26 protein-coding genes are annotated in these 24,631 nt (G+C 62.8%); 7 read left to right on the plus strand and 19 right to left on the minus strand.

Annotation, left to right across the window (positions count from 1 at the left end):
- Nucleotides 1-359 (plus strand): electron transfer flavoprotein subunit alpha/FixB family protein (locus tag MUY37_RS00005; protein WP_499193444.1); only part of this gene is annotated, 359 nt, incomplete at its 5' end.
- A 239-nt stretch (nt 360-598) separates the two neighbouring features.
- Nucleotides 599-1,309, plus strand: a complete 711-nt coding sequence (locus MUY37_RS00010) for an energy transducer TonB (protein ID WP_499193445.1) — start codon at nt 599-601, stop codon at nt 1,307-1,309.
- Nucleotides 1,310-1,345: 36 nt separating this feature from the next.
- On the opposite strand, the gene MUY37_RS00015 is transcribed toward MUY37_RS00010, so the two are convergent.
- From MUY37_RS00015 to MUY37_RS00040, 6 genes are all read right to left on the minus strand, one after another.
- Nucleotides 1,346-2,557: a DUF445 domain-containing protein gene (locus MUY37_RS00015; RefSeq protein ID WP_499195088.1), complete on the minus strand. Its 1,212-nt coding sequence runs from the start codon at nt 2,555-2,557 to the stop codon at nt 1,346-1,348.
- 65 nt (nt 2,558-2,622) lie between these two features.
- Nucleotides 2,623-6,093, minus strand: a complete 3,471-nt coding sequence (locus MUY37_RS00020) for an efflux RND transporter permease subunit (protein ID WP_499193446.1) — start codon at nt 6,091-6,093, stop codon at nt 2,623-2,625.
- 14 nt (nt 6,094-6,107) lie between these two features.
- Nucleotides 6,108-7,310 (minus strand): efflux RND transporter periplasmic adaptor subunit, encoded by a 1,203-nt coding sequence (locus MUY37_RS00025; RefSeq protein WP_499193447.1) that lies wholly within the window; start codon nt 7,308-7,310, stop codon nt 6,108-6,110.
- 282 nt (nt 7,311-7,592) lie between these two features.
- Nucleotides 7,593-7,856: a GlsB/YeaQ/YmgE family stress response membrane protein gene (locus tag MUY37_RS00030; RefSeq protein ID WP_499193448.1), complete on the minus strand. Its 264-nt coding sequence runs from the start codon at nt 7,854-7,856 to the stop codon at nt 7,593-7,595.
- A 137-nt stretch (nt 7,857-7,993) separates the two neighbouring features.
- Nucleotides 7,994-8,293: a CtrA inhibitor SciP gene (gene sciP, locus MUY37_RS00035; RefSeq protein ID WP_050601432.1), complete on the minus strand. Its 300-nt coding sequence runs from the start codon at nt 8,291-8,293 to the stop codon at nt 7,994-7,996.
- Nucleotides 8,290-8,583 (minus strand): hypothetical protein, encoded by a 294-nt coding sequence (locus MUY37_RS00040; protein ID WP_499193449.1) that lies wholly within the window; start codon nt 8,581-8,583, stop codon nt 8,290-8,292. Before MUY37_RS00040 ends, sciP begins: the two co-directional genes overlap by 4 nt.
- 105 nt (nt 8,584-8,688) lie before the next feature.
- Here MUY37_RS00040 and mnmA point away from each other — a divergent pair, with 105 nt between their 5' ends.
- Entirely contained in the window at nt 8,689-9,843 is a 1,155-nt protein-coding gene (gene mnmA / locus MUY37_RS00045) for a tRNA 2-thiouridine(34) synthase MnmA (protein ID WP_499193450.1), read from the plus strand.
- On the opposite strand, the gene MUY37_RS00050 is transcribed toward mnmA, so the two are convergent.
- The gene (locus MUY37_RS00050) at nt 9,840-10,184 is read right to left on the minus strand and encodes a hypothetical protein (RefSeq protein ID WP_499193451.1); all 345 of its coding nucleotides are present in this window, start codon (nt 10,182-10,184) and stop codon (nt 9,840-9,842) included. The two genes, mnmA and MUY37_RS00050, sit on opposite strands and share 4 nt — an antisense overlap.
- A gap of 32 nt (nt 10,185-10,216) precedes the next feature.
- Here MUY37_RS00050 and MUY37_RS00055 point away from each other — a divergent pair, with 32 nt between their 5' ends.
- A complete protein-coding gene (locus MUY37_RS00055; RefSeq protein WP_499193452.1) occupies nt 10,217-11,347 on the plus strand; it encodes a serine hydrolase domain-containing protein in 1,131 nt (376 codons plus the stop codon).
- On the opposite strand, the gene MUY37_RS00060 is transcribed toward MUY37_RS00055, so the two are convergent.
- The 3 genes from MUY37_RS00060 to pdxH are packed head-to-tail and all read right to left on the minus strand — an operon-like array spanning nt 11,344 to nt 13,678.
- Nucleotides 11,344-12,141 carry a PhzF family phenazine biosynthesis protein gene (locus MUY37_RS00060; protein WP_499193453.1) on the minus strand — a complete coding sequence of 266 codons (798 nt, stop codon included), beginning with the start codon at nt 12,139-12,141 and terminating at the stop codon, nt 11,344-11,346. The genes MUY37_RS00055 and MUY37_RS00060 overlap by 4 nt on opposite strands.
- A complete protein-coding gene (locus tag MUY37_RS00065; protein WP_499193454.1) occupies nt 12,138-13,073 on the minus strand; it encodes a cation diffusion facilitator family transporter in 936 nt (311 codons plus the stop codon). Before MUY37_RS00065 ends, MUY37_RS00060 begins: the two co-directional genes overlap by 4 nt.
- Complete coding sequence (pdxH, locus tag MUY37_RS00070) at nt 13,070-13,678, minus strand: pyridoxamine 5'-phosphate oxidase (RefSeq protein WP_499193455.1); 609 nt, start codon at nt 13,676-13,678, stop codon at nt 13,070-13,072. The genes MUY37_RS00065 and pdxH overlap by 4 nt, the downstream gene beginning before the upstream one ends.
- A 201-nt stretch (nt 13,679-13,879) precedes the next feature.
- On the opposite strand from pdxH, the gene MUY37_RS00075 reads away from it, so the two are divergent.
- From MUY37_RS00075 to fabI, 3 genes are read left to right on the plus strand one after another with little or no spacing between them, the layout of a single operon-like run.
- Nucleotides 13,880-14,833, plus strand: coding sequence for a DnaJ C-terminal domain-containing protein (locus MUY37_RS00075; RefSeq protein ID WP_499193456.1), 954 nt, complete (start codon nt 13,880-13,882; stop codon nt 14,831-14,833).
- Nucleotides 14,834-14,836: 3 nt separating this feature from the next.
- Nucleotides 14,837-15,853: a YihY/virulence factor BrkB family protein gene (locus tag MUY37_RS00080; protein WP_499193457.1), complete on the plus strand. Its 1,017-nt coding sequence runs from the start codon at nt 14,837-14,839 to the stop codon at nt 15,851-15,853.
- Complete coding sequence (fabI, locus tag MUY37_RS00085) at nt 15,850-16,659, plus strand: enoyl-ACP reductase FabI (protein WP_499193458.1); 810 nt, start codon at nt 15,850-15,852, stop codon at nt 16,657-16,659. Before MUY37_RS00080 ends, fabI begins: the two co-directional genes overlap by 4 nt.
- A gap of 101 nt (nt 16,660-16,760) precedes the next feature.
- Here the strand turns inward: fabI and wecC are convergent, their stop codons facing one another.
- The 9 genes from wecC to rsfS all read right to left on the minus strand — a co-directional run bounded on the left by wecC (nt 16,761) and on the right by rsfS (nt 24,591).
- Nucleotides 16,761-18,026 (minus strand): UDP-N-acetyl-D-mannosamine dehydrogenase, encoded by a 1,266-nt coding sequence (wecC, locus tag MUY37_RS00090; RefSeq protein ID WP_499193459.1) that lies wholly within the window; start codon nt 18,024-18,026, stop codon nt 16,761-16,763.
- Between the two features lie 68 nt (nt 18,027-18,094).
- A complete protein-coding gene (wecB, locus tag MUY37_RS00095; RefSeq protein ID WP_499193460.1) occupies nt 18,095-19,219 on the minus strand; it encodes a non-hydrolyzing UDP-N-acetylglucosamine 2-epimerase in 1,125 nt (374 codons plus the stop codon).
- Between the two features lie 41 nt (nt 19,220-19,260).
- A complete protein-coding gene (locus MUY37_RS00100; RefSeq protein WP_499193461.1) occupies nt 19,261-19,833 on the minus strand; it encodes a tellurite resistance TerB family protein in 573 nt (190 codons plus the stop codon).
- A gap of 92 nt (nt 19,834-19,925) precedes the next feature.
- Nucleotides 19,926-20,453: a demethoxyubiquinone hydroxylase family protein gene (locus MUY37_RS00105; RefSeq protein ID WP_115415612.1), complete on the minus strand. Its 528-nt coding sequence runs from the start codon at nt 20,451-20,453 to the stop codon at nt 19,926-19,928.
- Nucleotides 20,450-20,926, minus strand: a complete 477-nt coding sequence (locus MUY37_RS00110; RefSeq protein ID WP_499193462.1) for a disulfide bond formation protein B — start codon at nt 20,924-20,926, stop codon at nt 20,450-20,452. Before MUY37_RS00110 ends, MUY37_RS00105 begins: the two co-directional genes overlap by 4 nt.
- A 15-nt stretch (nt 20,927-20,941) precedes the next feature.
- On the minus strand, nt 20,942-22,282 hold the full coding sequence (locus MUY37_RS00115) for a S41 family peptidase (RefSeq protein WP_499195089.1): 1,341 nt from the start codon (nt 22,280-22,282) through the stop codon (nt 20,942-20,944).
- Between the two features lie 104 nt (nt 22,283-22,386).
- Nucleotides 22,387-23,601, minus strand: a complete 1,215-nt coding sequence (locus MUY37_RS00120) for a murein hydrolase activator EnvC family protein (protein WP_499193463.1) — start codon at nt 23,599-23,601, stop codon at nt 22,387-22,389.
- A gap of 18 nt (nt 23,602-23,619) precedes the next feature.
- A complete protein-coding gene (locus MUY37_RS00125) occupies nt 23,620-24,042 on the minus strand; it encodes a 23S rRNA (pseudouridine(1915)-N(3))-methyltransferase RlmH (protein ID WP_499195090.1) in 423 nt (140 codons plus the stop codon).
- Nucleotides 24,043-24,171: 129 nt separating this feature from the next.
- A complete protein-coding gene (gene rsfS / locus MUY37_RS00130; protein WP_499193464.1) occupies nt 24,172-24,591 on the minus strand; it encodes a ribosome silencing factor in 420 nt (139 codons plus the stop codon).
- Nucleotides 24,592-24,631: the final 40 nt, after the last annotated feature.

The following is a 24,631-nucleotide window of genomic DNA, read 5'->3' on the forward strand; positions in this document are numbered from 1 at the left end:
CCAGCGCCAAGGTGATCGTCTCGGGCGGCCGCGCGCTGAAGGATGCGGAAACCTTCGAACAGGTCATCACCCCGCTCGCCGACAAGCTCGGCGCCGGGATCGGCGCGAGCCGCGCGGCGGTCGATGCGGGCTATGTCCCCAACGACTACCAGGTCGGCCAGACCGGCAAGATCGTGGCGCCGGAAGTCTATATCGCCATCGGCATCTCGGGCGCGATCCAGCACTTGGCCGGCATGAAGGATTCCAAAACCATCATCGCCATCAACAAGGACGAAGACGCCCCGATCTTCCAGGTCGCCGACATCGGCCTCGTCGGAGACCTCTTCAAAATCGTACCCGAACTCACCGACAAACTCTGATTGCGTTGTGACAATCACTTGCTAACCCTCCATCCGTTATTTCGGATGGAGGGTTTTTACTTGAAGGGTCGTTTTTCCGGGGTCACAACCCTGCTTGCCTGCGCTTTGCCGACAGCGGCGCACGCACGCGATGCGGAGCACCGCACTCTCGAACGTTCATCGCATTGGCAGATGGATTATGGCGTCGATCCCTGCCGCATGGCGCGCAGCTTCGGCGGGGAGACGACCGGACGCTGCTAATGTTCGAGCAGCATCGCCCCTGGGACAGCTTCCGCTGGTATATCGCAGGCAAGCCATTCAAGCAGCTTGGAGCACGCCACTCGGTGACCGCACAGTTCGGCCCGGGCTTCGGGAAATACGAACACACTAGCAACCAGATCGTTGAACTGGACGGCTACGGGCGTGGATTCCGTGGCTGGCAATACAGCAGAAGCAATAAATACAGCAGCGAGCCGTCACCCGATCGATCGCAGGGCAGCATGCCGAAGCTCGATAAGGCGCATGGCGCGGCTATCGACTGGATCGAACTTTCGCATGAGGACCAGTCGATCAGGCTCGACACCGGAAATCTGGAGAACGTATTTACAGCTCTGAACCAGTGCATGGCGGACCTCGTGGGCACTTGGGGCCTCGATCCCGCCCAACAGGAAACCATTGTTAAACCGCCGCACCTCAAAGGTATGCAAGAACTGGCAAGACGGATAGTCCGTTACTATCCCGGCGTTCTGGAACGGTGGTCAGTCGAAGGCGATATTTCAGTCAGGGTCATGGTGTCGGCGGCCGGCCGCGCTGTCGGTTGCCATATTGTGAAGGTGGTGAGCGACGAGGATTTCGGCGCGCAGGTTTGCCGCGAATTCCTGACGAATGCCAAGTACGAGCCCGCCCGCGATGCCGAGGGAAATGCGGTTGGGTCATACCTCTTCACCAATATAAGCTATCGGATGCCCTGATCCGATCCGGTCAAGCCGACAGGCATAGCCCTGGGCCTAGATCACGTAGACATCCAGCGTGTGGATGGTCATGCCGACCAGCCCCCCGACCAATGTGCCGTTGATGCGGATGAACTGGAGATCGCGACCCACCGCTGATTCCACGCGGTCGGTAATCGTCTGCGCATCCCAGCGCTTGACGGTTTCGGACACCAGCCTGACGATCTGGTCACCATAGCGCGTGGCGACGCCAACGGCGGTACGGCGGGCGAAGCGATTGATCTGGCGTTGGAGGCGCTCGTCGTCGCGCAGCGCTGCGCCCAGTTCACCCAGTGTTTCGCCAATATAGCCATGGCCCGTGCCGCCCGATGTGCGGATCGTCTGGATGAGATTGGCGCGCAGCCGCTCCCACACGCCCTGCCACCAATCGCCGACGGCCGGATTTTCCAGCAACTCGCGCTTCATACGCTCGACCCGCTCCTGCATTTCGGGGTCTTCGCGCAGACCCCGAGCCAGCTCCTGCAGGCCTTCTTCGATCTTGTCGCGCAGCGGATGCTGGGGATCGACCAAAACTTCGGCCAGCAGCTTGTAAAGCCCATCGAGAACCGAATTGGCCAACCGTTCGTCGAGACCGGTGAAGCGCAGTACCGCATTGGCGCGCTTATGCACCATGTCGCGTACCATCGTTTCATTGTCTTCGAGCACGAGACCGGCCCACCGGATGATCTTGTCGATCAGCGGCTTGTGGCGACCGTCGGCGATCATCGCCTCAAGCATGCCGCCAAGCAGCGGTGCGATTTCGAGTTTGCTGAGCTGAGCCTTGATCCCGCCGCGGACCTTCGTGCCGAGTCGCTCCGGATCGAGCGACTCGAGAACCTCGATCGCCAGTTCACCTGCTCCTGCGCGAATGCGCGAGTCCCTGGTCGATTTGGGATCCGCCAGATAGCTGCCGACCGCGTGCGCCAGGTTCATGGCACCCATCCGGCGGCCCACAACCGCCGGGGTCAGGAAATTTTCCCGCAAGAAACCCGCCATCGTATCGGCAATGCGATCCTTGTTTTCGGGGATGATCGCCGTGTGCGGGATCGGCAGGCCGAGCGGGTGGCGGAACAAGGCGGTCACCGCGAACCAGTCTGCCAGCCCGCCGACCATCGCGGCCTCGGCGAAAGCGTGCAGGTATCCCCAGGCCGGATGCGCGTCGAGATACCGGCCCGACCACAGGAACAGCGCCGCCATCAGCACGATGAGCCCCGTTGCCGTGCGCCGCATCATGCGCGCTCGGTCGGGCGGGATCGGGGGGCCTGAGGACTGCAGACCCGCGGGCGCAGCCTTGCTCACTCTGCCGGTTCGACCCCGGATTGCGGCGGACCTTGGCCGAGAACACCACGGCTGTCGTCACCATCCTTATAGGTCAGCAGCCGGTTGCGCAGCCATGGCCCGGCGCGCTTTTCGAAGCCGTCGGCGAGGCTAAAGCCCGCCGGCACGATCAGCAGCGTGAGAACGGTCGAGAGGATCAGCCCCCCGATAACCACCGTACCCATGGGAGCGCGCCAGGCACCATCGCCCGAGCCGAGCACACCCGAAAGTGCGGTCGGCACCATGCCTGCGGTCATCGCGACCGTCGTCATGACGATCGGCTGGGCACGCTTATGGCCCGCATCGATGATCGCGTGGAGCTTACGCGTGCCCTTGTCCATTTCCTCGATAGCGAAGTCGATGAGCAGGATCGAATTTTTCGACACAATTCCCAGCAGCAGAAGAATGCCGATATACACCGGCATCGATTGTGGTTGACCAAAAAGCCAAACCAGCAGGATGCCGCCCAAAGGTGCCAGAGCAAGGCTGGTCATATTGACCAGCGGGCTCATCAGGCGCTTGTAGAGTAGCACCAGCACTGCGAAGACAAGCAACACACCGGAAACGATAGCGATCAGTAGGCTGGTCATCAGCTCCTGCTGCCATTCGTCTTCGCCCACCACGTCGCGGATAACACCCTGAGGGAGATCCTGCAGAATTGGCAGCGCATCGATTTCGGCCTGGGCCTCGCCCTTGACCACGCCCTGGGCGAGATCGGCACCGACCAGCACGCGGCGGTTCTGGTTGTAGCGCTGGATGGTCGTTGGGCCTGAGCCGAACGATACATCGGCCACGCGCGAGAGCGGGACCGAACCACCACTTGCGGTCTGTACCGGCAGGTTCTTGATTGTCTCCAGATCCTCGCGCGACTGCTCAGGCAGTTTGACCCGGATCGGAATCTGGCGGTCGGACAGAGAGAATTTCGCCGCATTCTGCTCGATCTCGCCCATGGTAGCGATGCGGATTGTTTGGCTGAGCGCGATCGTAGATACGCCCAGCTCGGCCGCGAGATTCTCGCGCGGCTTGATGATCAATTCCGGCCGATTGATATCGGCGCTGATTCGCGGGGCGACCAGCGAATCGATGCCCTTCATCTGTTCGACCAGCGTCGCCGCAGTCTGGTTGAGCAGTTCCGGGTCGGATCCGGCGAGCATGACGGTCATATCGCGGCCCGATCCGAAGCCCCCCGACTGTGAGGCGAAGCGAACGCGCGCATCGGCAATCTGCGCGAATGTCGGCGCCAGCCCCCGCTCGAATTCGATCGAGGTGCGTTCGCGGTCCTCGCGCAGGGTTACGTATATTGTCGCCTGCCCTTCGCGGACGCGCTCCAGCGCAAGTTCCACTTCCTGTTGGGCGTAAAGGATGTCGGCGACCTGATCGACGACGCGTTCGGTCGTCTCAAGCGTAGTCCCCGGAACCATCTCGATTTCGACACGGCTGTTCTCATCGTCGATCACCGGCTGAAACTGTGCCGGAACGATGCCGAACAGGAGGATCGTAAGCAACAGCGAGAAATAGCCGACCCCGAGCATCCACACACGGTGGTCGAGAAAGCGGGCGTAGAGATACTGCCATGCCTGCGCCATGTGGGCGCCGAAGCGCTTCACGATAAAGCCGATGACGCGGAAAAACAGCAGCGTTGCGACGAGCCCGACACCCAATGCCAGGGCGAGCTGCAGCAAGCCGATGATCTTGGCAAGAAAGGCTTCGGCAGCATTGGCATCCGGCCCGGCGATCGCGTCGGTAATACCCAGCCCCTGGATCAGATTGGATACGGTGAAGGTGGTCATGGCCGAGATGACAAGCACGCCAATGACGACCAGGAGCATCGACAGGATATAGAGCCAGCGATGCCGGGGGCCCTCAATACCCTCGCGCGCAGCGTGCATCTTGCCGCGATCGAGCGACCAGCGCAGCACATTCATATAGCGATCCATCATGGGACCTTCGCCATGCGCCGCCTGGCCTTTCGCCTTGAGGAAATAGGCCGCAAGCATTGGCGTTATCATGCGCGCCACCGCCAGCGACATCAGCACGGCGACGACGACGGTAAAGCCGAAATTCTTGAAGAACTGCCCGGAAATGCCGGGCATGGCGCCCACGGGAAAGAACACTGCAACGATACAGAAGCTGGTGGCGACAACCGGCAAGCCAATTTCATCCGCGGCATCGATGGAAGCCTGATAGGCAGTCTTGCCCATGCGCATATGGCGCACGATATTCTCGATTTCCACGATGGCATCGTCGACCAGAACGCCTGCGACCAGTGCCAGCGCCAGCAGCGAAAGCTGGTTCAGATTGAAGCCAAGCAGATCCATGAACCAGAAGGTCGGGATCGCGGAAAGCGGGATGGCGACGGAGGAAATTGCCGTCGCGCGCCAGTCGCGCAGGAAGAAGAAAACGACGACCACGGCAAGGATCGCGCCCTCGATCATGGCGGCCATCGCGCTTTCATACTGGTCCTTGGTGTATTTGACCGTGTTGAACAGCGGAATGAATTTCACGCCTGGATTTTCAGCCTCGATCTGCGCGATCTTCTGCAGCGCTTCCTCGTAGACGGTGACATCCGATGCGCCTTTGGCCCGGCTCATGGCGAAGTTGACGACTTCCTTGTCGCGCACCTTGCTGATCGAGGTGCGTTCGGAAAAGCCATCACGCACGGTGGCGACATCGGCGAGCTTGATCGTGCGCCCGCCGCCAAGCTGAATCTGTCGCTGGCTCAGGGCATAGGCATCTTCGCTATTGCCGAGCACGCGGACAGACTGACGTGTACCGCCGACCTCTGCCATGCCCCCGGCAGCATCGATATTGCTTTGGCGCAGAACCCCGTTGATCTGGCTGGCGGTAACGCCAAGAGCCTGCATGCGCGGCAGGTCCAGTATGACCTCGATCTCGCGATCCACGCCGCCGAAGCGGTTCACTTCGGCCATGCCTTCGATACCGAGCAATTGCTTGGCAACGGTATCGTCGATGAACCAGCTAAGCCCCTCGATCGTCATGTCGTCGGCTTCGACAGCATAGATAGCCAGGAAGCCGCCGGAGATTTCCTCCTTGGTCACGCGCGGTTCGAGAATCCCGTCGGGCAGCGATCCGCGGATGGTATCGACCGCATTTTTGACTTCGGCCACGGCATCGTTGGGATCGGTCCCGATCTCGAACTCGATGAACGTATTCGAATTCCCCTCGCGCGCGGTCGAATTGATCGAATTGACACCGTTGATCGACCGCACGGCGGACTCGACACGCTGGGTAATCTGGTTCTCGATCTCGGTCGGCGCGGCACCCGGCTGGGAAATCGAAACATTGACGGCGGGGAACTCGATGTCCGGATTGTTGACCACGTCCATCCGGGCGAAGCTGATCAGACCAGCCAATAACAACGCGGTGAAGGCCACCAGCGGGATGACCGGATTGCGGATGGACCAGGCGGAGATATTGCGGAAATTCATCGAGTTACCTCGCCTCAGTCTAGCTTGGCCAACTGCGTCCTGACCGTTTCACCTTCGGTCAGGAAGCCGCCGGCGCGCAGCACCACCCGTTCGGAACCACTCAGTCCCTCGGCGATGACGATGCCCTTCGCCGTAACGGTCCCGGTCGTCACCGGACGACGCTCGGCCTTGTCTTCGCCGTTGACGATGAGGACATAGTCGCCTTCGCGATCGGAAAGAACCGCGCTCTCCGGCAATATCGGGGCAACGACGGTGCCGCTGGCGATCGTCGCTGTGGCGAACCCCCCCGGGCGCAGGCCGGGCGCGTAAGCAAGCGCGATGCGCGCCGTACCCTGGCGATCCTGCTGGTCGATGGTCGGAGATATTTGCCAGACCTGCCCCGTGAAAAGCTTCTCGGTTCCGACAGGCCTGATTTGCGCGCTGGTGCCAACCGAAATCGCGGCCAGCGAATCTTCGTTGAGGCGGGCGAGCATTTCCATCTCGCCGCCGCGCGCGATCCGGAACAGCGCGGGGGAGCCGGCGCCCACGGTTTGCCCCGTTTCCACATTGCGTTCGAGGACATAGCCAGAAGCCGGTGCGAGAATGTTTAGCCGCGCGGTACGGGCACGCAGTTCGCGCAATTGCGCCTGAGCCACGCGAACGCGCGCCGCAGCAGCGTCGCGAGTAGCAGTAAGACGATCGACATCAGCTTTGGATACGAAGCCGCGCTCGACGAGCTGAAGGGCGCGATCGAGATTGGCCTGCGCGAGATTGGCATCGGCCTGAGCAACCTGAATTTGTGCTGCGGCGCTTTGCACTTGTTGCGACTGAACCGAGCGATCAATGCTGGCCAGAACCTGACCCTGTCGCACCCAGTCGCCCGCATCGACGGGAACCGACACGACCCGGCCGCCCTCACCGACCACGCCGACAGGCATTTCACGGCGAGCAGCCAGGGTTCCGGTGGCGGTGATCTGGCCTTCGACCGTGGTCTTGCCCGGCGTGACGACCGTGACGGTCGGCGCTTGGGCATTCTCGTCACCCGCCGGTGTCGCCGTTCCTCCGCCGCGCATCACGAAATAGGCCGCGATGGCCAAGGCGAGAACTACAAGCGAGCCGATGATGACGATTTTACGCCGGTCGAAACGGCGCTTTTCTTCCTGCTCCTCGGCTTCCGGTTCGATCCCGACCGCAATGGGCTCACCCTTTTCGGCTATCACTCCGGATTCGTAATTCATATCGTACCTTGCCCCAGAAGCGCTGCGAACGAGAAGTGTGTTACATCACTATATCACTCAGCGCAAGAATTTCGTAATTGGGCGATAGACCTGGCACCATAGTAGGGCAATCGAGGGTTCGACCGGGGGCTTGTGCGACAGGACGAATGTCGCATTGCGACCACAGGTGCAGAGCCAAGTCCGCGCATATGAGATACAAAAACAGGGCGATAAGATATGAAAAAAGGGCGGGCCATCTTTCGATGCCCGCCCCGTTTCTTCAGGTCTGTAAAGCGAAGACGTTTAACGAACGCGTCCGCGCTGAACCATATTGGCGATTCCCAGCAGGACAATGGCGCCCAGCAGAGACATCAGCAGCCCCGGGACGCTGAATTCGGTGAGCGTTGCGCCGATACCGATGAGCGATCCAATCCACTTGCCGATAAAAGAACCGACGATACCGACGACGATGTTCCAGAAAATTCCCATCGAGGCATCGCGGTTCATGACCAGACTTGCGAGCCAGCCAATAATACCACCAACAATAATCGCGATAATCCAAGCCATTACAATTCCTCCTCTAAACCCGTCTCAATACACCCCACTTAACGGACGGGCGCGACGAGCGGTTCCCCGGTTCGATCCGGCGATGCTGGAAGAGCGTATGGAAGGGGGCTTGGTTCCCGCGTCCGCGCGGGAGTGCCTCAGTATTTTAGCTGACGTTCGTAGAGGTCGCGATAGTGCTGGATGCGGGTGACGCGCAGGCCCTGCATGCCGGAACGATCGACGGCACGCTGCCAGGATGCGAATTCCTCAAGGCTCAGCGAATAGCGCTCTAGCACTTCGTCAATCGTCAGCAGGCCGCCATTGACCGCAGCCACGACTTCGGCCTTGCGTCGAACAACCCAGCGCTTCGTATCGGGCGAAGGCAGGTCGTCAACGGTCAACGGCTCCCCGAGGGGGCCGATAACCTGTGCAGGGCGGATGTCCTGGTTTTCGATCATTCTCTCTCTCTGTCGCCTTGGACCGCATCGTTCGCGGCATTCCCAAGACCTAGCCCCGCAGCTTTGCCATCGCTTAAAACATCGTGGTTAACGGCCGATTTACTTTCTTCGTGGCTTTCGCGCCGTACCTCTCCGAATGCGTTGAACCCCGCATCGGCCTTGTCGAGCTCGTCTCGCAGGTCGCGAGTCGCGGCCAGCCTGGCCACCAGATCGGTCCAGCGCATTCGGTGCAAGACCGAGCTTTCGCGCGGATCCTCGCAGGATTTGTCCTTGATACGGCCCTCGAACATGTCGGCTGGGATAAGGCTGCATGGTAAAGGATCCGTGAAAGGTCGGATGGGGGGGGATACGGTGCCCTACTGGCGGTTCGATACGTATCGGTGTATGGGCGCCGCATGCCCGCAACCACAAGCCTTTCGCCGGACCAGGCCGCCGCGCTGTTCGACCTGCCGAGACCGGCAGCCGAATGCCGTATCGTCGTCGCTATGTCGGGCGGCGTCGACAGCTCGGTCGTCGCCGCGCTCGCCGCGCGTACGGGCGCCGAGGTGATCGGTATTACCCTGCAGCTTTATGATTACGGCGCCGCGACGGGGCGCAAGGGCGCCTGTTGCGCGGGCGACGACATACGCGATGCGCGCGCAGTGGCCGAACGGCTCGGTATAGCGCACTATGTGCACGATCACGAAAGCGCTTTCCGCGAGGAAGTGGTCGAGACCTTTGCCGACGATTACCTTGCCGGGCGCACACCGGTACCCTGTATCCGCTGCAACATGGGACCCAAATTCACCGATCTCCTGGATATGGCGCGTGAATTGGGCGCCGACTGTCTTGCGACGGGCCACTATGTTCGCCGGGTGATGGGATCGGCCGGACCGGAACTGCACCGCGCCGCCGATCCGGCGCGCGACCAGTCCTATTTCCTGTATGCCACCACCGAAGAGCAGCTCGATTTCCTGCGCTTTCCGCTCGGCGGAATGCCCAAGGACGAGGTGCGCGAACTGGCCGAAGCGGCGGGCCTGCGCAATGCCGCGAAGCCAGACAGTCAGGACATCTGCTTCGTGCCCGACGGCGATTATGCGAAGATCGTCAAGAAGATGCGTCCCGAGGGCGGTCGTCCCGGTGCCATCGTCCATGCCGCCACCGGCGAGACACTCGGCCAGCACAAGGGGGTGATCCACTATACCGTCGGCCAGCGACGCGGGCTCGAGATCGGGGGGCAGCCCGAACCGCTCTATGTGGTGGGCATCGATGCCGAAAGCGCGCAGGTCCGGGTCGGTCCCAAGCGAATGCTGGCAGTTACCGCCGCGCGGATCATCGAAACCAACCGGATCGGTCCGCTGCCAGACGTTCCGCTGACCGCCAAGGTCCGCAGCCTGGCGAAGCCAGTCCCGATCGCGCTCGACGGGCCGCTTGGCCTGGGCGAATCCACGACCATCCACTTCGAAACGCCCGAATTCGGCGTTGCGCCGGGACAGGCCGCTGTCATCTATGCGGGCGACCGGGTTGTCGGTGGGGGCTGGATCGAATCGACCAGCCGGGTCGCCGCCTAACCCTTCCACTCCTGCAGGACGCACCCATAGCCTTCACGGTAGCTGGCCGTGTCCGAGGCGATGAAGGGAATCGAGGCGGTCACACTCTTGGACGCCGCATCTTCGCTTAGCGAGATGAGTTCCATTCCCTCCAGCTTGTCCTTCGCACAATCGTCCATGCTGCGTCCGGCCACGAAACGGCACGAGCAGGCGACTCGCGCGGCATAGGCGGAGCCGACGCCGCCGGTCTTGCGAAGGCCGTCACCCCACGCGAGCCAGGCAGCTCCGAGGAGCACCGCCACAAGGAGGATCAGCCACAACCAGAGACGCGACTTGCGGGAGCGTGTTTTCGCCGTTGCCAAGCGGGATTCCTTCGTGCGAGTGACGCGGGGTCATGACCACGCGGACCGCCCCCCTTATCGCGCTTGCCCTCGCCACCTCAACCCTTGCGGCATGCGGTTCTCCCGGACCGGTGGAAGAACCCCCGCTGAGCGAGGAAGCGCTGGCGGCGGTCACTCAGAGCCCGGGTGCGCCTACGCGGCCGCTGGCACGCGCGGCGGACGATCTCTTCACGCTCGACGGGCTTGGCGAGACCCGCGCCCTGATCGTCTATCACGGCGGCAAACTTGCGGTGGAGCGTTACGCTCCGGGCTATGACGAGACCACCCGCTTCGTCAGTTGGTCGATGGCCAAAACGGTCACCGCCGTGATGATCGGCATGCTGGTCGCGGACGGCCAATTGCGGCTCGATGCGCCCGCCCCCGTCCCGCGCTGGCAGCGCACCGGTGATCCGCGTGCCGAAATCACCTTGCGCCACCTGCTCCAGATGCGCGCCGGCCTCGAACACACCGAGGCGGGCGACCCGCCCTATGAAAGCGGCGAGGTGCGCATGCTGTTTCTCGACGGGCGCGACGATATGGCCGATTACGCCACAGCCCAGCCGCTCGAAGCCGAGCCGGGCGAACGGTTCGAATACTCCTCCAACACCACCGTTATTCTTGCCGATATTGCCGCACGCGCGCTGACCGACAGCAAAGACCGGGATGAACGCCGCAAGGCCGTGGCCGACTATCTCGAAGCGCGCCTCTTCGCTCCGCTGGGCATGGCAAGCGCGGTGCCCGAATTCGACCGGGCGGGCACGCTGATCGGCGGGAGCCTGATCCACGCCACGGCACGCGACTGGGCCAAGCTCGGCGAGCTGTTGCGCAACAAGGGCTCGTATCGCGGCGAACAACTGGTTCCCCGCCAATGGGTCGATGAAATGATCGAGCCGAGCCCCAGAAGCCCGCATTATGGCCTTCAGACCTGGCTCAACCGCCCTCTGCCCGAGGGCGAAGAACACCCGCTGTTCCCCGACCGCGCGCCGCACAGCGCCTTTTCGTTGATCGGCCATATGGGCCAATACGTCTTCGTATCGCCGACGCAGAAGCTCACCGTGGTACGGCTTGGCCATTCGAACCGGGAGGAACGGATCGCGATGCTTCGGCAGCTTGCCGACGTGATCGAACTCTATCCGGAAACCTAGGGCAGGTAGAAACTGCCCTCGACCACGGTCACGCAGGATCCGCTGAGCACCGCCTTTTCGCCTTCGCGGCGGCAGATCGCCTGCCCCCCGCGCCGCGAGGCCTGGAAGGCAGTGAAATCGTCGCGCCCCAGCCGCTGGGTCCAGAAATAGGTCAGTGCAGCATGGGCAGAGCCGGTGAAGCTATCCTCGTCCACGCCGCCGCCGGGAACGAACACGCGGCTGACCACATCGGTGTCCCGCCCCGGCGCGGTGCAGATGAACTGATCGTTCCCGAGCGCCCGCAGTCCCCGTAAATCGGGATCGAGCGCGCGCACCCGATCTTCACTGTAGAACAGGTAAATGCTGTAGCGATCGGGGCTGAGCCAGACCTCCTGCGCCGGCGCGCCGATCAGCGCGACCGCTTCGGCCCATTCGCCCGGTTCGGTGCGGATCAGCGGCAGGGCGAGTTCATAGCCCGCATCCGCCCGCGACACGTCGAGCAAACCCGCCTTGCGGGTGCGGAACGTCACGCGATCACCGCCATCGCGGGTCAGCAGGACATGCCCGCTGGCCAATGTCGCATGGCCGCACAGCCGCACTTCCTCGGCAGGGGTGAACCAGCGCAGTTCCCAATCGGCCGCACCGCTCTTGTCGCGAACCACAAAGGCGGTTTCGGCGAAGTTGTTCTCCTCGGCAATGGCCAGCAAAGTGGCGTCATCGAGCCAATCTTCCAGCGGCATGACCGCTGCCTGGTTTCCGGCGAAAGGCCGGTCGGCGAAGGCATCGACATGCCAGTATGGTAGCGCGCGCATCATGCGTCCTTCTCCAGCTTGGCGAACTCGTTTTCCTCGACCAGTGGATTGTCGGGCTCGTCGACATGCCCTTCGGGGTCGATATGAATGAGCAGCTCCATACAGGGGAATCTGCAGCAGAGATCCGCTTCCACCTTCTCGATTATGTCGTGCGCTTGCTCGATCGTCATGTCTGGCGGCAGATCGACATGGAACTGGGCGAAATCACGGTTGCCGCTGGTGCGTGTGCGCAGATCGTGAAGCTTCGACAGTTCGGGATGCGCGGCTGCCGCCTCGATGAAAGCCAACCGCTTTTCTTCGGGCCATTCGCGGTCCATCAGATCGTCGACCGCTTCGCTCATCCCACGCCACGCGCCCCGTGCAAGCCATGCGGCAATAGCCAGGCCGAAGAGCGGATCGGCGATCCCGAAGCCAAGATACTGGTCGAGTACCAGAGCCGCGATGACGGCCAGGTTGAGGAACAGATCCGATTTGTAATGCAGGTGATCGGTCTGGATCGCGAGGCTTCGCGTCCGGTTCATCACATAGCGCTGCCATCCGAGCAGGGCGAAGGTCAGCGCGATGGCGATCAGGGAAACGGCAATCCCTTCCCCGGCCGCGGCGGTCTCGCCCTGCCCGGCAAGCTGCATGATCGCCCGTACCGCGATGCCGAAAGCCGACAGCGCGATGAGCATGACCTGGAAGATCGCTGCCAGCGCCTCGGCCTTGCCATGGCCGAAGCGATGATCTTCATCGGCTGGGCGGGAGGCGATCCACACCCCGGTAAGCGTCGCCAGGCTGGCGATGAGATCCAGCGCCGAATCGGCGAGACTGCCGAGCATGGCGGTCGACCCGGTGCGCCAGCTGGCCCAGGTCTTCAGCGCGACCAGAACCAGTGCGACCGAGATCGAGGCCATGGCCGCCGATCGGGCAAGGAAGGCGCGGTTATCGCTCACGGATACAGCAGAGTGTTGGTCCACAGGTCATTCGCGTCATCACGGGTAAACAATCGGCGGTCGTGAAGGCGATACTGTCGATCCCGCCAGAATTCGATCCGGCGCGGGCTCAGGCGGAACCCCGTCCAGTGCGGGGGACGCGGAATATCGCCCTCGGGATAACGTGCCTCGATCGCTGCGACCCGATCCAGATAGACCTGGCGGTCGGGCAGTGGGCGCGACTGGTCGCTGGCTGCGGATCCGATCTGCGAAACACGCGGGCGCGAATGGAAATAGGCGTCAGCCTCGGCTTCGGTCACTTCATCGAGCGGGCCTTCGATGCGAACCTGGCGGCGTAGGCTCTTCCAGTGGAACAGCAAAGCAGCACGCCTATTGGCAAGGATCTGCTCTCCCTTGCGGCTTTCCGTATTGGTATAGAAGACGAACCCGTCGCTACCATGACCCTTCAACAGCACCATGCGGACCGACGGGAAGCCATCGTCAGACGCTGTTGCCAGCGCCATCGCATTCGGGTCGTTGGGTTCGCTCTCCTTCGCTTCGGCAAACCAGACTTCGAACAGGGCGAAAGGGTCGCTTTGCGGGATGGCGCTTTCATCGTTCTGCATCGGGACAGATCCTACAGAATGGAACATTTGGACTACAGTTCAGGAGCAAAACACGTCGAGGCCCGTTCTTGCTCCGGAATCCGCTGCGAGCGGGGAAGGTTTACCGTCAATGCGAAGGCCCCTATCGCCAAACAGTCTCCCAGGAAACCGCTCACGCTTGCGTAGCCGCGCTGTGATGCCTAGCTAACACGCCAAATGACCATGAACACATCCGATCCCTACACCACACTTGGCGTTGCGCGCGGAGCGTCCGAAAAGGACATCAAGAGCGCCTATCGCAAGCTCGCCAAGGAACTTCATCCCGACCGCAACAAGGACAATCCCAAAGCGGCCGAGCGCTTCAGCCAGGTCACCAACGCCTACGACCTGTTGTCCGACAAGGACAAGCGCGCGCAATTCGATCGCGGCGAAATCGATGCCGATGGCAATCCCGCCAACCCCTTTGCCGGCATGGGGGGCGGAGGCGGCTTCCGGCCGAACGGCGGCCAACACGGCTTCCGGGCGGAGGATTTTCAAGGCTTCGGTAATGATCAAGTCGATTTGGGCGATATTTTCGAAGGCCTGTTCGGCGGCCGCGGCCCGCGCGGCGGAGGCAGCCCCTTCGGCGGAGCGCAACAACACCGTCCGCCGCCACGGAAAGGGGCCGATATCGCCTATAAGCTCCGGGTGCCCTTCGTGGATGCCGCCACGCTCAAGACGCAGCGCATCACATTGTCCGATGGCAAGACGGTCGACCTGAAATTGCCGAAGGGTGTCGAAACCGGCACGCAAATGCGCCTTAAAGGCAAGGGCGAACAAGGCCCTGGCGGCGCGGGTGACGGGCTGGTGACGATCGCGATCGACCGACACAAACTCTACAGGCGCGACGGCGACGACGTGCGGTTCGACCTGCCGATCACCTTGGATGAAGCAGTGAACGGCGGCAAGGTGCGCGTACCCACGGTCGATGGTCCGGTTATGATGACAATCAAGCCCGGCACGCATGGCGGCACTGTCCTCCGCCTCAAGGGCAAGGGGTTCACGCGCAAGAATGGCACGCGCGGAGACCAGTTGGTGACGCTCGAGATACAATTGCCGGATAATCTGGACGAACTTGCCAAGCGGCTCGAGGGGTGGAAGGACACCAGCGATCCGCGGAGCAAGCTAGGGGTCTAGCCCTTGTCGCCAAAACCAATTCCGGAAAGTCAGGAGCGCGAGATCCAGTCGCTGTCTCCCGAGCAACGCCGGAAAGAAGCGGGCGATCTCAGGGGACGTATCGAGAACCGTGTAGGCCCCGGTACCCGCGTGTGGGAAGTCGCAAAGCGCACCTTTGTCGGCACCTATAATGACGGCTTCATTCACGCCGGGAATCTCGCTTATCTGTCGATGCTCGCGATTTTCCCCTTTTTCATTCTCGGCGCGGCGATCTTTTCCGCCTTTGGGGAGGAAGCGGAACGCGCGGCGACGATAAACGCGGTCCTCTTCGCCCTCCCGCCCATGGTCGGCAATGTCATCGAGCCGGTCGCGCGCGACGTGATCGAGGCGCGCAGCGGCTGGCTGCTGTGGGTCGGCGCGCTGATCGGGTTGTGGACCGTAGGCAGCCTGGTGGAAACCATCCGCGATATCCTGCGCCGCGCCTATGGCACGCAGGCGACGCATGCATTCTGGAAATACCGGCTGCTGTCCTCCGGCGTGATTCTGGCGGCGGTATTCCTTCTCCTCCTGAGCCTGATCGCGCAATTCCTCATCGGCACCACGCAGGAAGTCATCGAAGCCTATTTCCCCCAGCTGGTAGACAGGGTGGTGGCGCTGCGCCTGTCGCGCATTGTGCCTTCGCTCGGCCTGTTCGGCTCGCTCTACCTGATCTTCTACTCGCTCACCCCGTCGAAGTACCGGCGCAAGCGGTACCCCAAATGGCCGGGTGTATTGCTGACCACCGTCTGGTGGATTTCGGTAACGACGATAATGCCCACGGTGCTGCGCAATTTCTTCGCCTACGATCTCACCTATGGCGGATTGGCGGGTGTGATGATCGCGCTGTTCTTTTTCTGGCTTGTCGGGCTCGGGGTGGTTATCGGCGCGGAACTGAATGCCGCGCTGGCCGAAACGCCGGAAGAGAAACTGGCCGAGGAAACCGACGAAGGGCGCAGGGCAGCGCTGGCAAGGGAAATGGAAGAAGAGGAGCACGCCGGATGAGCGGGTTGATGGCAGGAAAGCGCGGGCTGATCATGGGGCTCGCCAATGACAAGTCTCTGGCCTGGGGCATCGCGCAGCAGCTTGCCCGGCACGGGGCGGAGCTGGCGTTCTCCTATCAGGGCGAAGCGCTCAAGAAGCGCGTCGGGCCATTGGCGGAAAAGCTCGGGAGCGATTTCCTGATCGAATGCGACGTGTCCGATATGGCGGCACTCGATACCGCCTTCGACACGCTCAGACAGCGCTGGGAAACGATCGATTTCGTCGTTCACGCCATCGGTTTTTCGGACAAAAACGAGCTGCGCGGGAAATATGTCGATACCAGCCTCGACAATTTCCTGATGACGATGAACATCTCCGCCTATTCGCTGGTCGCGGTGGCGCAGCGCGCGGCGGCCATGATGCCCGATGGCGGATCGATCCTGACCCTGACCTATTACGGCGCGGAAAAGGTCATTCCGCATTACAACGTCATGGGTGTGGCCAAGGCTGCGCTGGAAACCAGCGTGAAATATCTCGCCAACGACCTTGGGCCGCAGAATATCCGCGTCAATGCTCTCAGCGCGGGTCCGGTCAAGACCTTGGCCGCGAGCGGCATCGGCGATTTCCGCTATATTCTGAAATGGAACGAGCTGAATTCGCCCCTGCGGCGGAATATCACGATCGACGATGTCGGTGGGTCGGGCCTGTATTTCCTGTCCGACCTGTCATCGGGCGTGACCGGCGAGACGCACCATGTCGATGCAGGCTATCATGTTGTCGGCATGAAGCAGGAGGACGCGCCGGATATCGCGCTCGACAAGGGCTGATTGTCCTCACCAAGTCATTGCGAGCATAGCGAAGCAATCCAGTCCAGACCGTTCTGGATTGCTGCGTGGCCTGCGGCTCCTCGCAATGACTGTGAACTGGTCTATGCCGCGTCGGGCCAGATCCCGCGCGTATCATAAACGGCCTTGTCCCGCCGCTCTTCGGGCGGAATGACCTTGAAGACATCGTGATCGACCAGCGTGACGAGTACGCCTGATTCCTCCAGCGCCGTATCGATATCGACGAGTTCGGCGCCGGTGCCGTCGAATTCCTTCGGCAATTCGCTCGCATAGGGCTCGACCACCTGAATGCGCGGCCCGAATTCCCGGGCAAGGCCTGCCGCGACATAGCGCGCCGGGCTCTCGCGAAAGTCGTCGATATTGGCCTTGAATGCCAGGCCCAGGCAGGCGACCTTGGCGTCCGGATTGGCGTCGATCAGCGCTTTTGCACGGGCGAGAACGTGGTGCATCTTGGCATCGTTGACCTCGCGCGCCTGGCGGATGATCTTCGCTTCTTCGGGCGCACCGTGGACGATGAACCACGGATCCACCGCGATGCAATGCCCGCCCACGCCCGGGCCGGGCGTCAGAATGTTCACGCGCGGATGCCGATTGGCGAGGCGGATAACCTCCCACACGTCGAGGCCCTGCTTGTCGGCGATCATCGACAGTTCGTTGGCGAAGGCGATATTCACATCGCGGAACGCGTTTTCGACCAGTTTGGTCATCTCCGCGCTGCGCGCATCGGTGGTGACGCATTCACCCTTCACGAACCGCTTGTAGAAGGCGAGCGCCTTCCTCGCGCAGCGCGGCGTGATGCCGCCGATCGATCGATCGTTATGCGTCAGTTCCTCGAGGATTTTGCCCGGCAAGACGCGCTCGGGACAGTAGGCGAGCGATATGTCCGCCCGATCATGCGTGAGCCCCGGCATAGCGAGATCGGGACGCTTTGCCGCGATCGCATCGCGCATCGCCTCGGTCGTGCCGACGGGCGAGGTCGATTCGAGAATCACCGTGTCGCCCTTCTTGAGCACGGCGGCAACCTTCTCGGCCGCGGCCATGACATAGGAGGTATCGGGCGTGTGATTCCCGTCCTTCACGAAGGGTGTCGGCACCGCGATCACGAAAACATCGGCCGGTGCGATCTCGGTCGAGGCTTTGAGCAACCCGCGCTGGACCACCGCCTGCACCAATCCGTCGAGATCGACTTCCTCAATATGTATTTCACCGCGATTGATGGTGTCGACCACGGTTTGGGTCACGTCGACCCCGTGCACCGGGCAGCCCGCGCGCGCGATGATCGCGGCGGTGGGCAGGCCGATATAACCGAGGCCGATGACGCAGACTTCGGGCTTGGTGTCACCACGCATGAATGTGTTTCCCTGAACCTTTGCCAGGCGGGTCTAGCGCCTGTCGGTAAATTTTACAGTAACGACGATCAGGCGGATGCGAGAAGGTCCGCGATGCGGGCCGCCGAGTGCCCGTCGCCGAAAGGATTGTGGGCGCGGGCCATAGCGGCATAGGCCGCATCGTCATCGAGCAGGCGGTTGGTTTCGCGCACGATAGTGTCCGTAGCGGTACCGACCAGCTTTGCGGTTCCGGCCTCGACGCCTTCGGGCCTCTCGGTGGTTTCGCGCATCACTAGGACGGGTTTGCCCAGGGCAGGCGCTTCCTCCTGCACGCCCCCGCTATCGGTGAGCATCATGTGACTGATATCGAGCAAACGTGCGAAATGCGGGTAGTCGAGCGGCTCGATCAGCGCGACATTGCCCAGCCCGGCAAGCTGCTCGTTCATCACGGCGCGCACATTGGGATTGAGGTGCACGGGAAAAATAACCGCAACGTCATCGCGTGAAGCAATATCTTTAACCGCATTGGCGATGTTCTGCATGCCCTCGCCGAAATTCTCGCGGCGATGGCTGGTCATGCCGATAATCCGTTTGCCCGCGAAACGCGCCTCGAGGTCGGCGAGGCCGCAAGCAAGCGATGGCTCTTGGGCAATTCGCGCAGTCACCCAATGGAGCGCGTCGATCACCGTGTTGCCCGTGACATGGACGTTTTCCCGATCGACGTTTTCGCGCAGCAGAGCCTCGCGCGCGGTTTCGGTCGGCGCACAATGGAGCGCGGCAAAGCCGCCGACCACGCGGCGATTCATTTCCTCGGGCCAGGGGTGGTAGATATCACCGCTGCGCAAGCCCGCCTCGACATGGCAGACGGGGATTTTCCGGTAATAGGCAGCGAGCGCCCCCGCCATTACCGTGGTCGTATCGCCCTGAACGACCACCCAATCGGGCTTCTCCTCGTCAAGCACGGCGCCGATCTCGACTAGCGCCCGCGCGGTCAGCGCATCGAGCGTCTGCCCCGGCGTCATCAGGTCGAGATCGTGGTCGGGCACGATCCCGGCGATTTCGAGCACCTGATCGAGCATCTCGCGATGCTGCGCGGAAATGCACACGCGACTTTCGAAACGCGGATCGTCAGCGAGAGCGTGGACCAGCGGGAACAGCTTGATCGCTTCGGGACGCGTCCCGAAAACGGTGAGGATCTTGCGGGGCGTAGCCATGCCCGCCCTAGTAAGGGCAAATGGTTAAGCGGCGATAGACCTTACTGCGGGCTCTCTTCGCTCTCGGGCTGAGGCAACGCCTCTTCCCCCGGCACTTCGGCCGCGCGTTCGCGTTCGAGCCGCTCCATATACTCACGCTCGATCATTTCGACGCGCTCCTGCTCGGCAGCGGCATCCTCGTCGATCGTTGCCAGACGCTTCGCACGTTCGGCGGCGATGATCTCACCGAAGCGCACACCGGCATCGTTGGCCTTGTCGGCATAGGCCGCGTTGATCATTTCCTGGGTGCACCCGGTGAACCCGCCCGCGCCGGTCGGCGAACACGACATGGTGCCGAAATCGCCCACCATTTCGAAGCTTTCCACGCGTTCCGCCCAGGACTTGTTCTCCGGACTGTCCGAGAAGCGCAGGTTTTGCGGGATGCGATAGCGCTCGTCTTCGGATTTCCGCGCACAGACGACGATGACGTCTTCCGTGCTTTCCGGGCATTCGTCGTCTCCGTAGACGATCACCATATTGTAACTGTCGTCATCTGCGACGGTGCTTTCCTGCGCCTGCCCAATTGCGGGGAAGGCGAGCGCAAGGCTGGCGATGGCAATCAACGGTTTCGACATGTCGGTCCTCTTGGCGGATTTCGTGCGGGGGCAATAGACGCCCGATGGGCTGAACTCTCGGTGAAGCGCTGCTCGTAAATCGGTCATTCCGCTCACACGCGTTCCGAAATGCGGATTGCGGCGCGGCAACCGAGACGGATGAGACCGGAAAGCAGCGGATAGGCGGGTGCGCGTTCGGCACCGGCGGCAAGCGCTGCGTCGCGGTGTTCGCGCTCATCCTCGCGGAATTCCTCGATCATCGCGGCAAGTTCGGGATCCTCGCCCGTTTCATGCAATTGGTCGAGCTGCTTCGAATAATGATCGTCGATTTCGGTTTCGACCGCGGCGGTACAGGCCATGGCCGCTTCCGGGCCGATCAGCGCGGTCACCGCGCCCAGGGCGAAGCCCGCACGATCCCAGAAGGGCTGAAGCGCGGTCGGGCGCACACCGCGGCGCGCCATCAGCGCATCGAATTTCTCCCGATGCCCGACTTCCTGCTCGGCCATGCCGGCGATCTCGGCCGAATGAGGCCCGCGGTCGCCCATGACGGCAAGCTGGCCTGCATAAATACGCGTTGCGCCGAATTCCCCCGCCTGATCGACGCGGATCATACGGGCGATATGGTCGGGAACCTTGGTCATGCGCGGCGATCCTTTGCCAAAAGCCCCAGCACCGCAAGTCCGCCAAGTGTCGAGATAAGGAAATTATAGCCCGCCAGGCTGATGCCGAACAGCGTCCAGGCCGGCGCGTCGCAGCGCACCAACGGCGTGTTCATGATGTCTTCCAGCGCATTGCCGCTGCCGCCCCCCGAAACCACCGCGCAGGAGGTAATCCCGGGCCACCAGCCATATTCGACCCCGGCATGGAACAGGCCAATCGCGCCCGACGCAAGTATCGCCAGGGCGGCGATGGCCGTCCAGACCCGCGCCGGAGGAATGACGAAGGCGATCAGCGCGAATCCAACCGCGGCAAAATGCGGCCAGCGCTGCCACCAGCACATTTCACAAGGGTAAAGGCCGAACCCATATTCCGAGATATAGGCCCCGCCCAAGAGCAGCGCCGGCACTGCAAGTGCCACTAAGCGGGCAAGGCGGGCATTTTGCGAAAGGTCCATGGGGCGCGATGTAGCCTATTTCGTACGCGCGGCAATGCTCTTCGGGCTGGTCCGGCGCAGCGTTTCCAGCGCGTAGTGCAACTGGAAATCCTCGATACCCTTCTCCTTCAGCTCTTCCGCTGTCTGGAGGAAGCGCGGATCGTCACGCTTGTCCTTTTCCACCGCGTCATCGTCGATGCCGAGTTCGTTGATGAGATGGCCGCGCAGATCCGATTCGCGCATCTGGAAGCGCGAGCGCTTCGCAAGGTCGGGATCGGAAAGCTGCGGCACGGTAATATCCGGGGTAATTCCCCCTTCCTGAACCGAATGGCCCGACGGCGTATAGTAACGCGCCGTCGTCAGCTTCAGCGCTGCATCCCGGCCCAAGGGCAGCAGCGATTGAACGCTGCCCTTGCCGAAGCTGCGCTCGCCCATGACCACCGCGCGGCGATGGTCCTGCAACGCACCGGCGACGATTTCCGATGCAGAGGCGGAACCCGCATCGATCAGCACGACAATGGGGAGCCCTCCGGCAATGTCGCCGCGGAACACCGTTTCCGCATCGTAGGTGATGTTCTCCCCCCGGGCGCGGCCACGCTGCGAGACGATTCGGCCGTCGGTCAGGAACAGATCCGACAGCGCCACCGCTTCATCCAGCGAACCGCCGGGATTGGACCGCAGATCGAGCACGAGACCGTTGAGACGGCCCGTGGCCTTGCTCCGCAGGCCTTCCCACGCGGCGAAGACATCGCTGCCGACATCGCGTGAGAATTCGTTGATCATGATATGACCGATATTGCCGTCCTGCAATTCCCAGGTGACGGGCTCGAGTTCGATCACACCCCGCGTTACGGTAAGGTCGAAGGGTTCGTCGCGGCCGGGACGGAAAATGGTCAGACCGATCGACGTTCCCGAACGGCCGCGCATCTGCGCAACGGATTCGTCCAGCTTCTGCCCGACGATGAGCCGCCCGTCGAGGTGAGTGATGAAGTCGCCAGCCTTGATCCCCGCCTCGTCGGCCGGACTGCCCCGGAAAGGCGATATCACCTTCACCGCGCCATCTTCGGCGACGACCGACAGACCCAGCCCCGAATAATTGCCGTCGATCATGGTCTCCAGGCGCTGGAGATCGCTGCCGTCGAGATAACCCGAGTGGGGATCGAGCGCGGTCAGCATGCCATCGATCATGCCGCGGATCAGCTTGTCGTCCTCGACCGGCTCGACATAGCTTGCCTTGATCCGCTGGTAGACCGCCAGGACGCGGGCGAATTCCGGCCCTGCGCGCCCCTCGACCTGCGCCAGGCTGGCAGTGGTCGCAGGGATCAGCGCGACCGCAGTCACGAGAGCAGCCGAGCGGGCGAGAGCGGCGAACTTCAACGGCATGAAAACTCCTTTGCGCGGACCATATTATCGCGTGTCGGCGCTGAATGCCATATGAGCATGGCGGGTATGCCGCAGGGAAGCGATTTTCGACCGGCGATCTATCGCAGGTGGTCCAGCGGGTTCACGGGCTCGCCGCCATACCTCAGCTCGAGCGTCACTTCGCCGCGCTGTGCGGGGGCGAGACCGAGCGGTGAGCCTGCCGTCACATTCTGCCCCACAGCAACGTCGAGAATTTCGAGGCCGGTGACGAGCGTGGTCCAGCCATTGGCGTGCTCGATAATGACGATTCTGCCAAAGCCGCGATACGGCCCGGCGAATCCGATGCGCCCTGCCCCCGGAGCGACGACTTGCGCGCGTGGCCGGGCTGCGAGTGCGATCCCGGCCTGTCGCTGGCCGCTGGCGCTCGCCTCGCCGAAACCTGCGGTAATCTCGCCCGCGACTGGCAGCAGGTAGCGCGCTGGCGGTTCGGTGGCGCTGGGCTCGGGGCTGGGCGGCGTGACGGCGACCCTCGCGGCCCCTGGATCGGCGGGGCGCGGTACCGGGCCGGGCAGCATGGCAAGTCGTTCGCGCAGCGAGCCCGCGGCTTCCAACCGCCCGACGAGCTCATCCAGATCAATCGCCTGCTCGGCAAGGACGAGAGCGCGCTGCGCCTCTCTATCCGCGCCGCCCGCAGCCTGGCGCGCCCGCAGCCGTTCCTGCTCGGCGAGCGCGACGAGTTCCTTACGCCGCCGGACCAGCACCGCCTCGCTTTCACGCCGATCGGCGAGGGCTTGGCGCGCCTCTGCCTGCAAGGCCCGCGCACGCTCCAGATCGCCGCGCAGGGCCGAAGTCTTTTCGCGCACAAGAGGAATGGTGCTGTCGAGCACCGCGCGCGTAAAAACCAGATCGCGCAAACTGCCCGGTTGCAGCGCAGAGAGCGTCAGCGGGCGGCTCGACATCGATTGCAGCGCCGCAGTCAGCCGGACGAGCGGAGTCCGCCGCCGGGCCAGCTTGCGATCGAGCACGCGCTTCTCGCGATCGGCCAGCGCCAGCCGCGCCTCGGACGCCGCGATCCCGGCTTCGGCCTGTTGCACGCGCGCCGCCAGCGCCGCCGCCTCGGTCCTGGCCTTTTCCGACACCTCGCGAGAGCGCGCCGCGCGCTGTTCGAGCCGCTCGCCCCGCGCCCGCGCGTTACGTTGCTGCTGACGCGCGGCGTCGAGCGCCTCGCGCGCCTGTTCCACCGCTTCGAAGCGGACCGGGGCCTGAGCGATCGCAGGCAGACCCAGCAGGCCTGCCAAGGTCAGTCCGGCGATGACGGGGAAACGGCGCCTCATGGCCGCGTTTCTGCCCTATCATCCACTGCGATGATAGGGGTGGCCGACAATTATGGTCGTTGCGCGATAGAGTTGTTCGGCAAGCATGGCGCGGGCCAGAAGGTGGGGCCAGGTGGCCTTGCCAAAAGCCAGCAGGAGATCGGCCGCATCGCGCTCCTCTTGCGGATGCCCGTCCGCCGCGCCCAGCATGAAGCGGCATTCGCGTATGCCGTCATCGCGCCAGCGCCCCAGTATTTCGGCGAGTTTCTCGGACGACAGATCTCTGCCGCGCTCGTCGAGAAGCACGGTCCGGCAGGGTGTTTGCGGTTCGGGAACACGCCCTCCGGTATCGGGCAACTCGGTAAATTTGGTCGGCCATGCGAGGCGCTTTTCATAACGTGCGACCAGGTCGGCCTCGGGCGACCGACCGATCTTTCCTCGGGCAATGACGTGAAGAAGAATGGCTCCGCTCCTCCAGACCGGCGATCATCCGGCCCCTTCTGGGTCGGCCAGGACACCCGTTCATCCGCAAGCCTCGGCGGAGAAGCGGCGTCGAGAATGCGGCCCCACAAGGGGGCTGCGAGAAACGGACTAGGCCGTGCCAGCCACGGGTGGCGCGTCGCCAAAGGCCCACATGCGCTCGAGATTGTAGAAGCTACGGACCTCCGGGCGGAACAGGTGGACGACCACGTCGCCGGCGTCGAGCAGGACCCAGTCGGCAGCGGGGAGCCCTTCGAGCTTCACCGGCCCGAATCCCGCCTGCTTGATCTTTTCGGCAAGTTTCTGCGCCATCGCTGCGACCTGACGGGTCGAACGCCCCGAAGCGATCACCATGTGATCGGCAATCGAGCTTTTGCCTTCGAGATCGATGGTCACGACTTCCTGCGCCTGATCGTCATCGAGCTGTTGCAGCACGAGTTTGAGCAGCGGATCGGTTGTAGCGTCAGCCAAGTTGATCACCTGGGCGGGTTCGGTCCCGGATGAAGCCGGGCCTGTATGCGCCTGTGTCATAGGCGGATGCGATACTCCTGGATTGAGAGGCTCGGGCCAT

The organism is Qipengyuania sp. ABI-127-1 (genome assembly GCA_022953095.1).
Lineage (GTDB): Bacteria > Pseudomonadota > Alphaproteobacteria > Sphingomonadales > Sphingomonadaceae > Qipengyuania.

Coding starts and splice junctions, on each gene's coding strand:
- MUY37_RS00075 (WP_499193456.1), top strand. CDS start 13,880: ATGAACACATCCGATCCCTACACCACACTTGGCGTTGCGCGCGGAGCG.
- rsfS (WP_499193464.1), bottom strand. CDS start 24,591: ATGACACAGGCGCATACAGGCCCGGCTTCATCCGGGACCGAACCCGCC.
- MUY37_RS00030 (WP_499193448.1), bottom strand. CDS start 7,856: ATGGCTTGGATTATCGCGATTATTGTTGGTGGTATTATTGGCTGGCTC.
- MUY37_RS00060 (WP_499193453.1), bottom strand. CDS start 12,141: ATGATGCGCGCGCTACCATACTGGCATGTCGATGCCTTCGCCGACCGG.
- MUY37_RS00100 (WP_499193461.1), bottom strand. CDS start 19,833: ATGTCGAAACCGTTGATTGCCATCGCCAGCCTTGCGCTCGCCTTCCCC.
- fabI (WP_499193458.1), top strand. CDS start 15,850: ATGAGCGGGTTGATGGCAGGAAAGCGCGGGCTGATCATGGGGCTCGCC.
- wecB (WP_499193460.1), bottom strand. CDS start 19,219: ATGGCTACGCCCCGCAAGATCCTCACCGTTTTCGGGACGCGTCCCGAA.
- MUY37_RS00120 (WP_499193463.1), bottom strand. CDS start 23,601: ATGAGGCGCCGTTTCCCCGTCATCGCCGGACTGACCTTGGCAGGCCTG.
- MUY37_RS00055 (WP_499193452.1), top strand. CDS start 10,217: ATGACCACGCGGACCGCCCCCCTTATCGCGCTTGCCCTCGCCACCTCA.
- pdxH (WP_499193455.1), bottom strand. CDS start 13,678: ATGCAGAACGATGAAAGCGCCATCCCGCAAAGCGACCCTTTCGCCCTG.
- sciP (WP_050601432.1), bottom strand. CDS start 8,293: ATGATCGAAAACCAGGACATCCGCCCTGCACAGGTTATCGGCCCCCTC.
- MUY37_RS00025 (WP_499193447.1), bottom strand. CDS start 7,310: ATGAATTACGAATCCGGAGTGATAGCCGAAAAGGGTGAGCCCATTGCG.
- MUY37_RS00015 (WP_499195088.1), bottom strand. CDS start 2,557: ATGCGGCGCACGGCAACGGGGCTCATCGTGCTGATGGCGGCGCTGTTC.
- mnmA (WP_499193450.1), top strand. CDS start 8,689: ATGCCCGCAACCACAAGCCTTTCGCCGGACCAGGCCGCCGCGCTGTTC.
- MUY37_RS00110 (WP_499193462.1), bottom strand. CDS start 20,926: ATGGACCTTTCGCAAAATGCCCGCCTTGCCCGCTTAGTGGCACTTGCA.
- MUY37_RS00105 (WP_115415612.1), bottom strand. CDS start 20,453: ATGACCAAGGTTCCCGACCATATCGCCCGTATGATCCGCGTCGATCAG.
- wecC (WP_499193459.1), bottom strand. CDS start 18,026: ATGCGTGGTGACACCAAGCCCGAAGTCTGCGTCATCGGCCTCGGTTAT.
- MUY37_RS00040 (WP_499193449.1), bottom strand. CDS start 8,583: ATGTTCGAGGGCCGTATCAAGGACAAATCCTGCGAGGATCCGCGCGAA.
- MUY37_RS00010 (WP_499193445.1), top strand. CDS start 599: ATGTTCGAGCAGCATCGCCCCTGGGACAGCTTCCGCTGGTATATCGCA.
- MUY37_RS00020 (WP_499193446.1), bottom strand. CDS start 6,093: ATGAATTTCCGCAATATCTCCGCCTGGTCCATCCGCAATCCGGTCATC.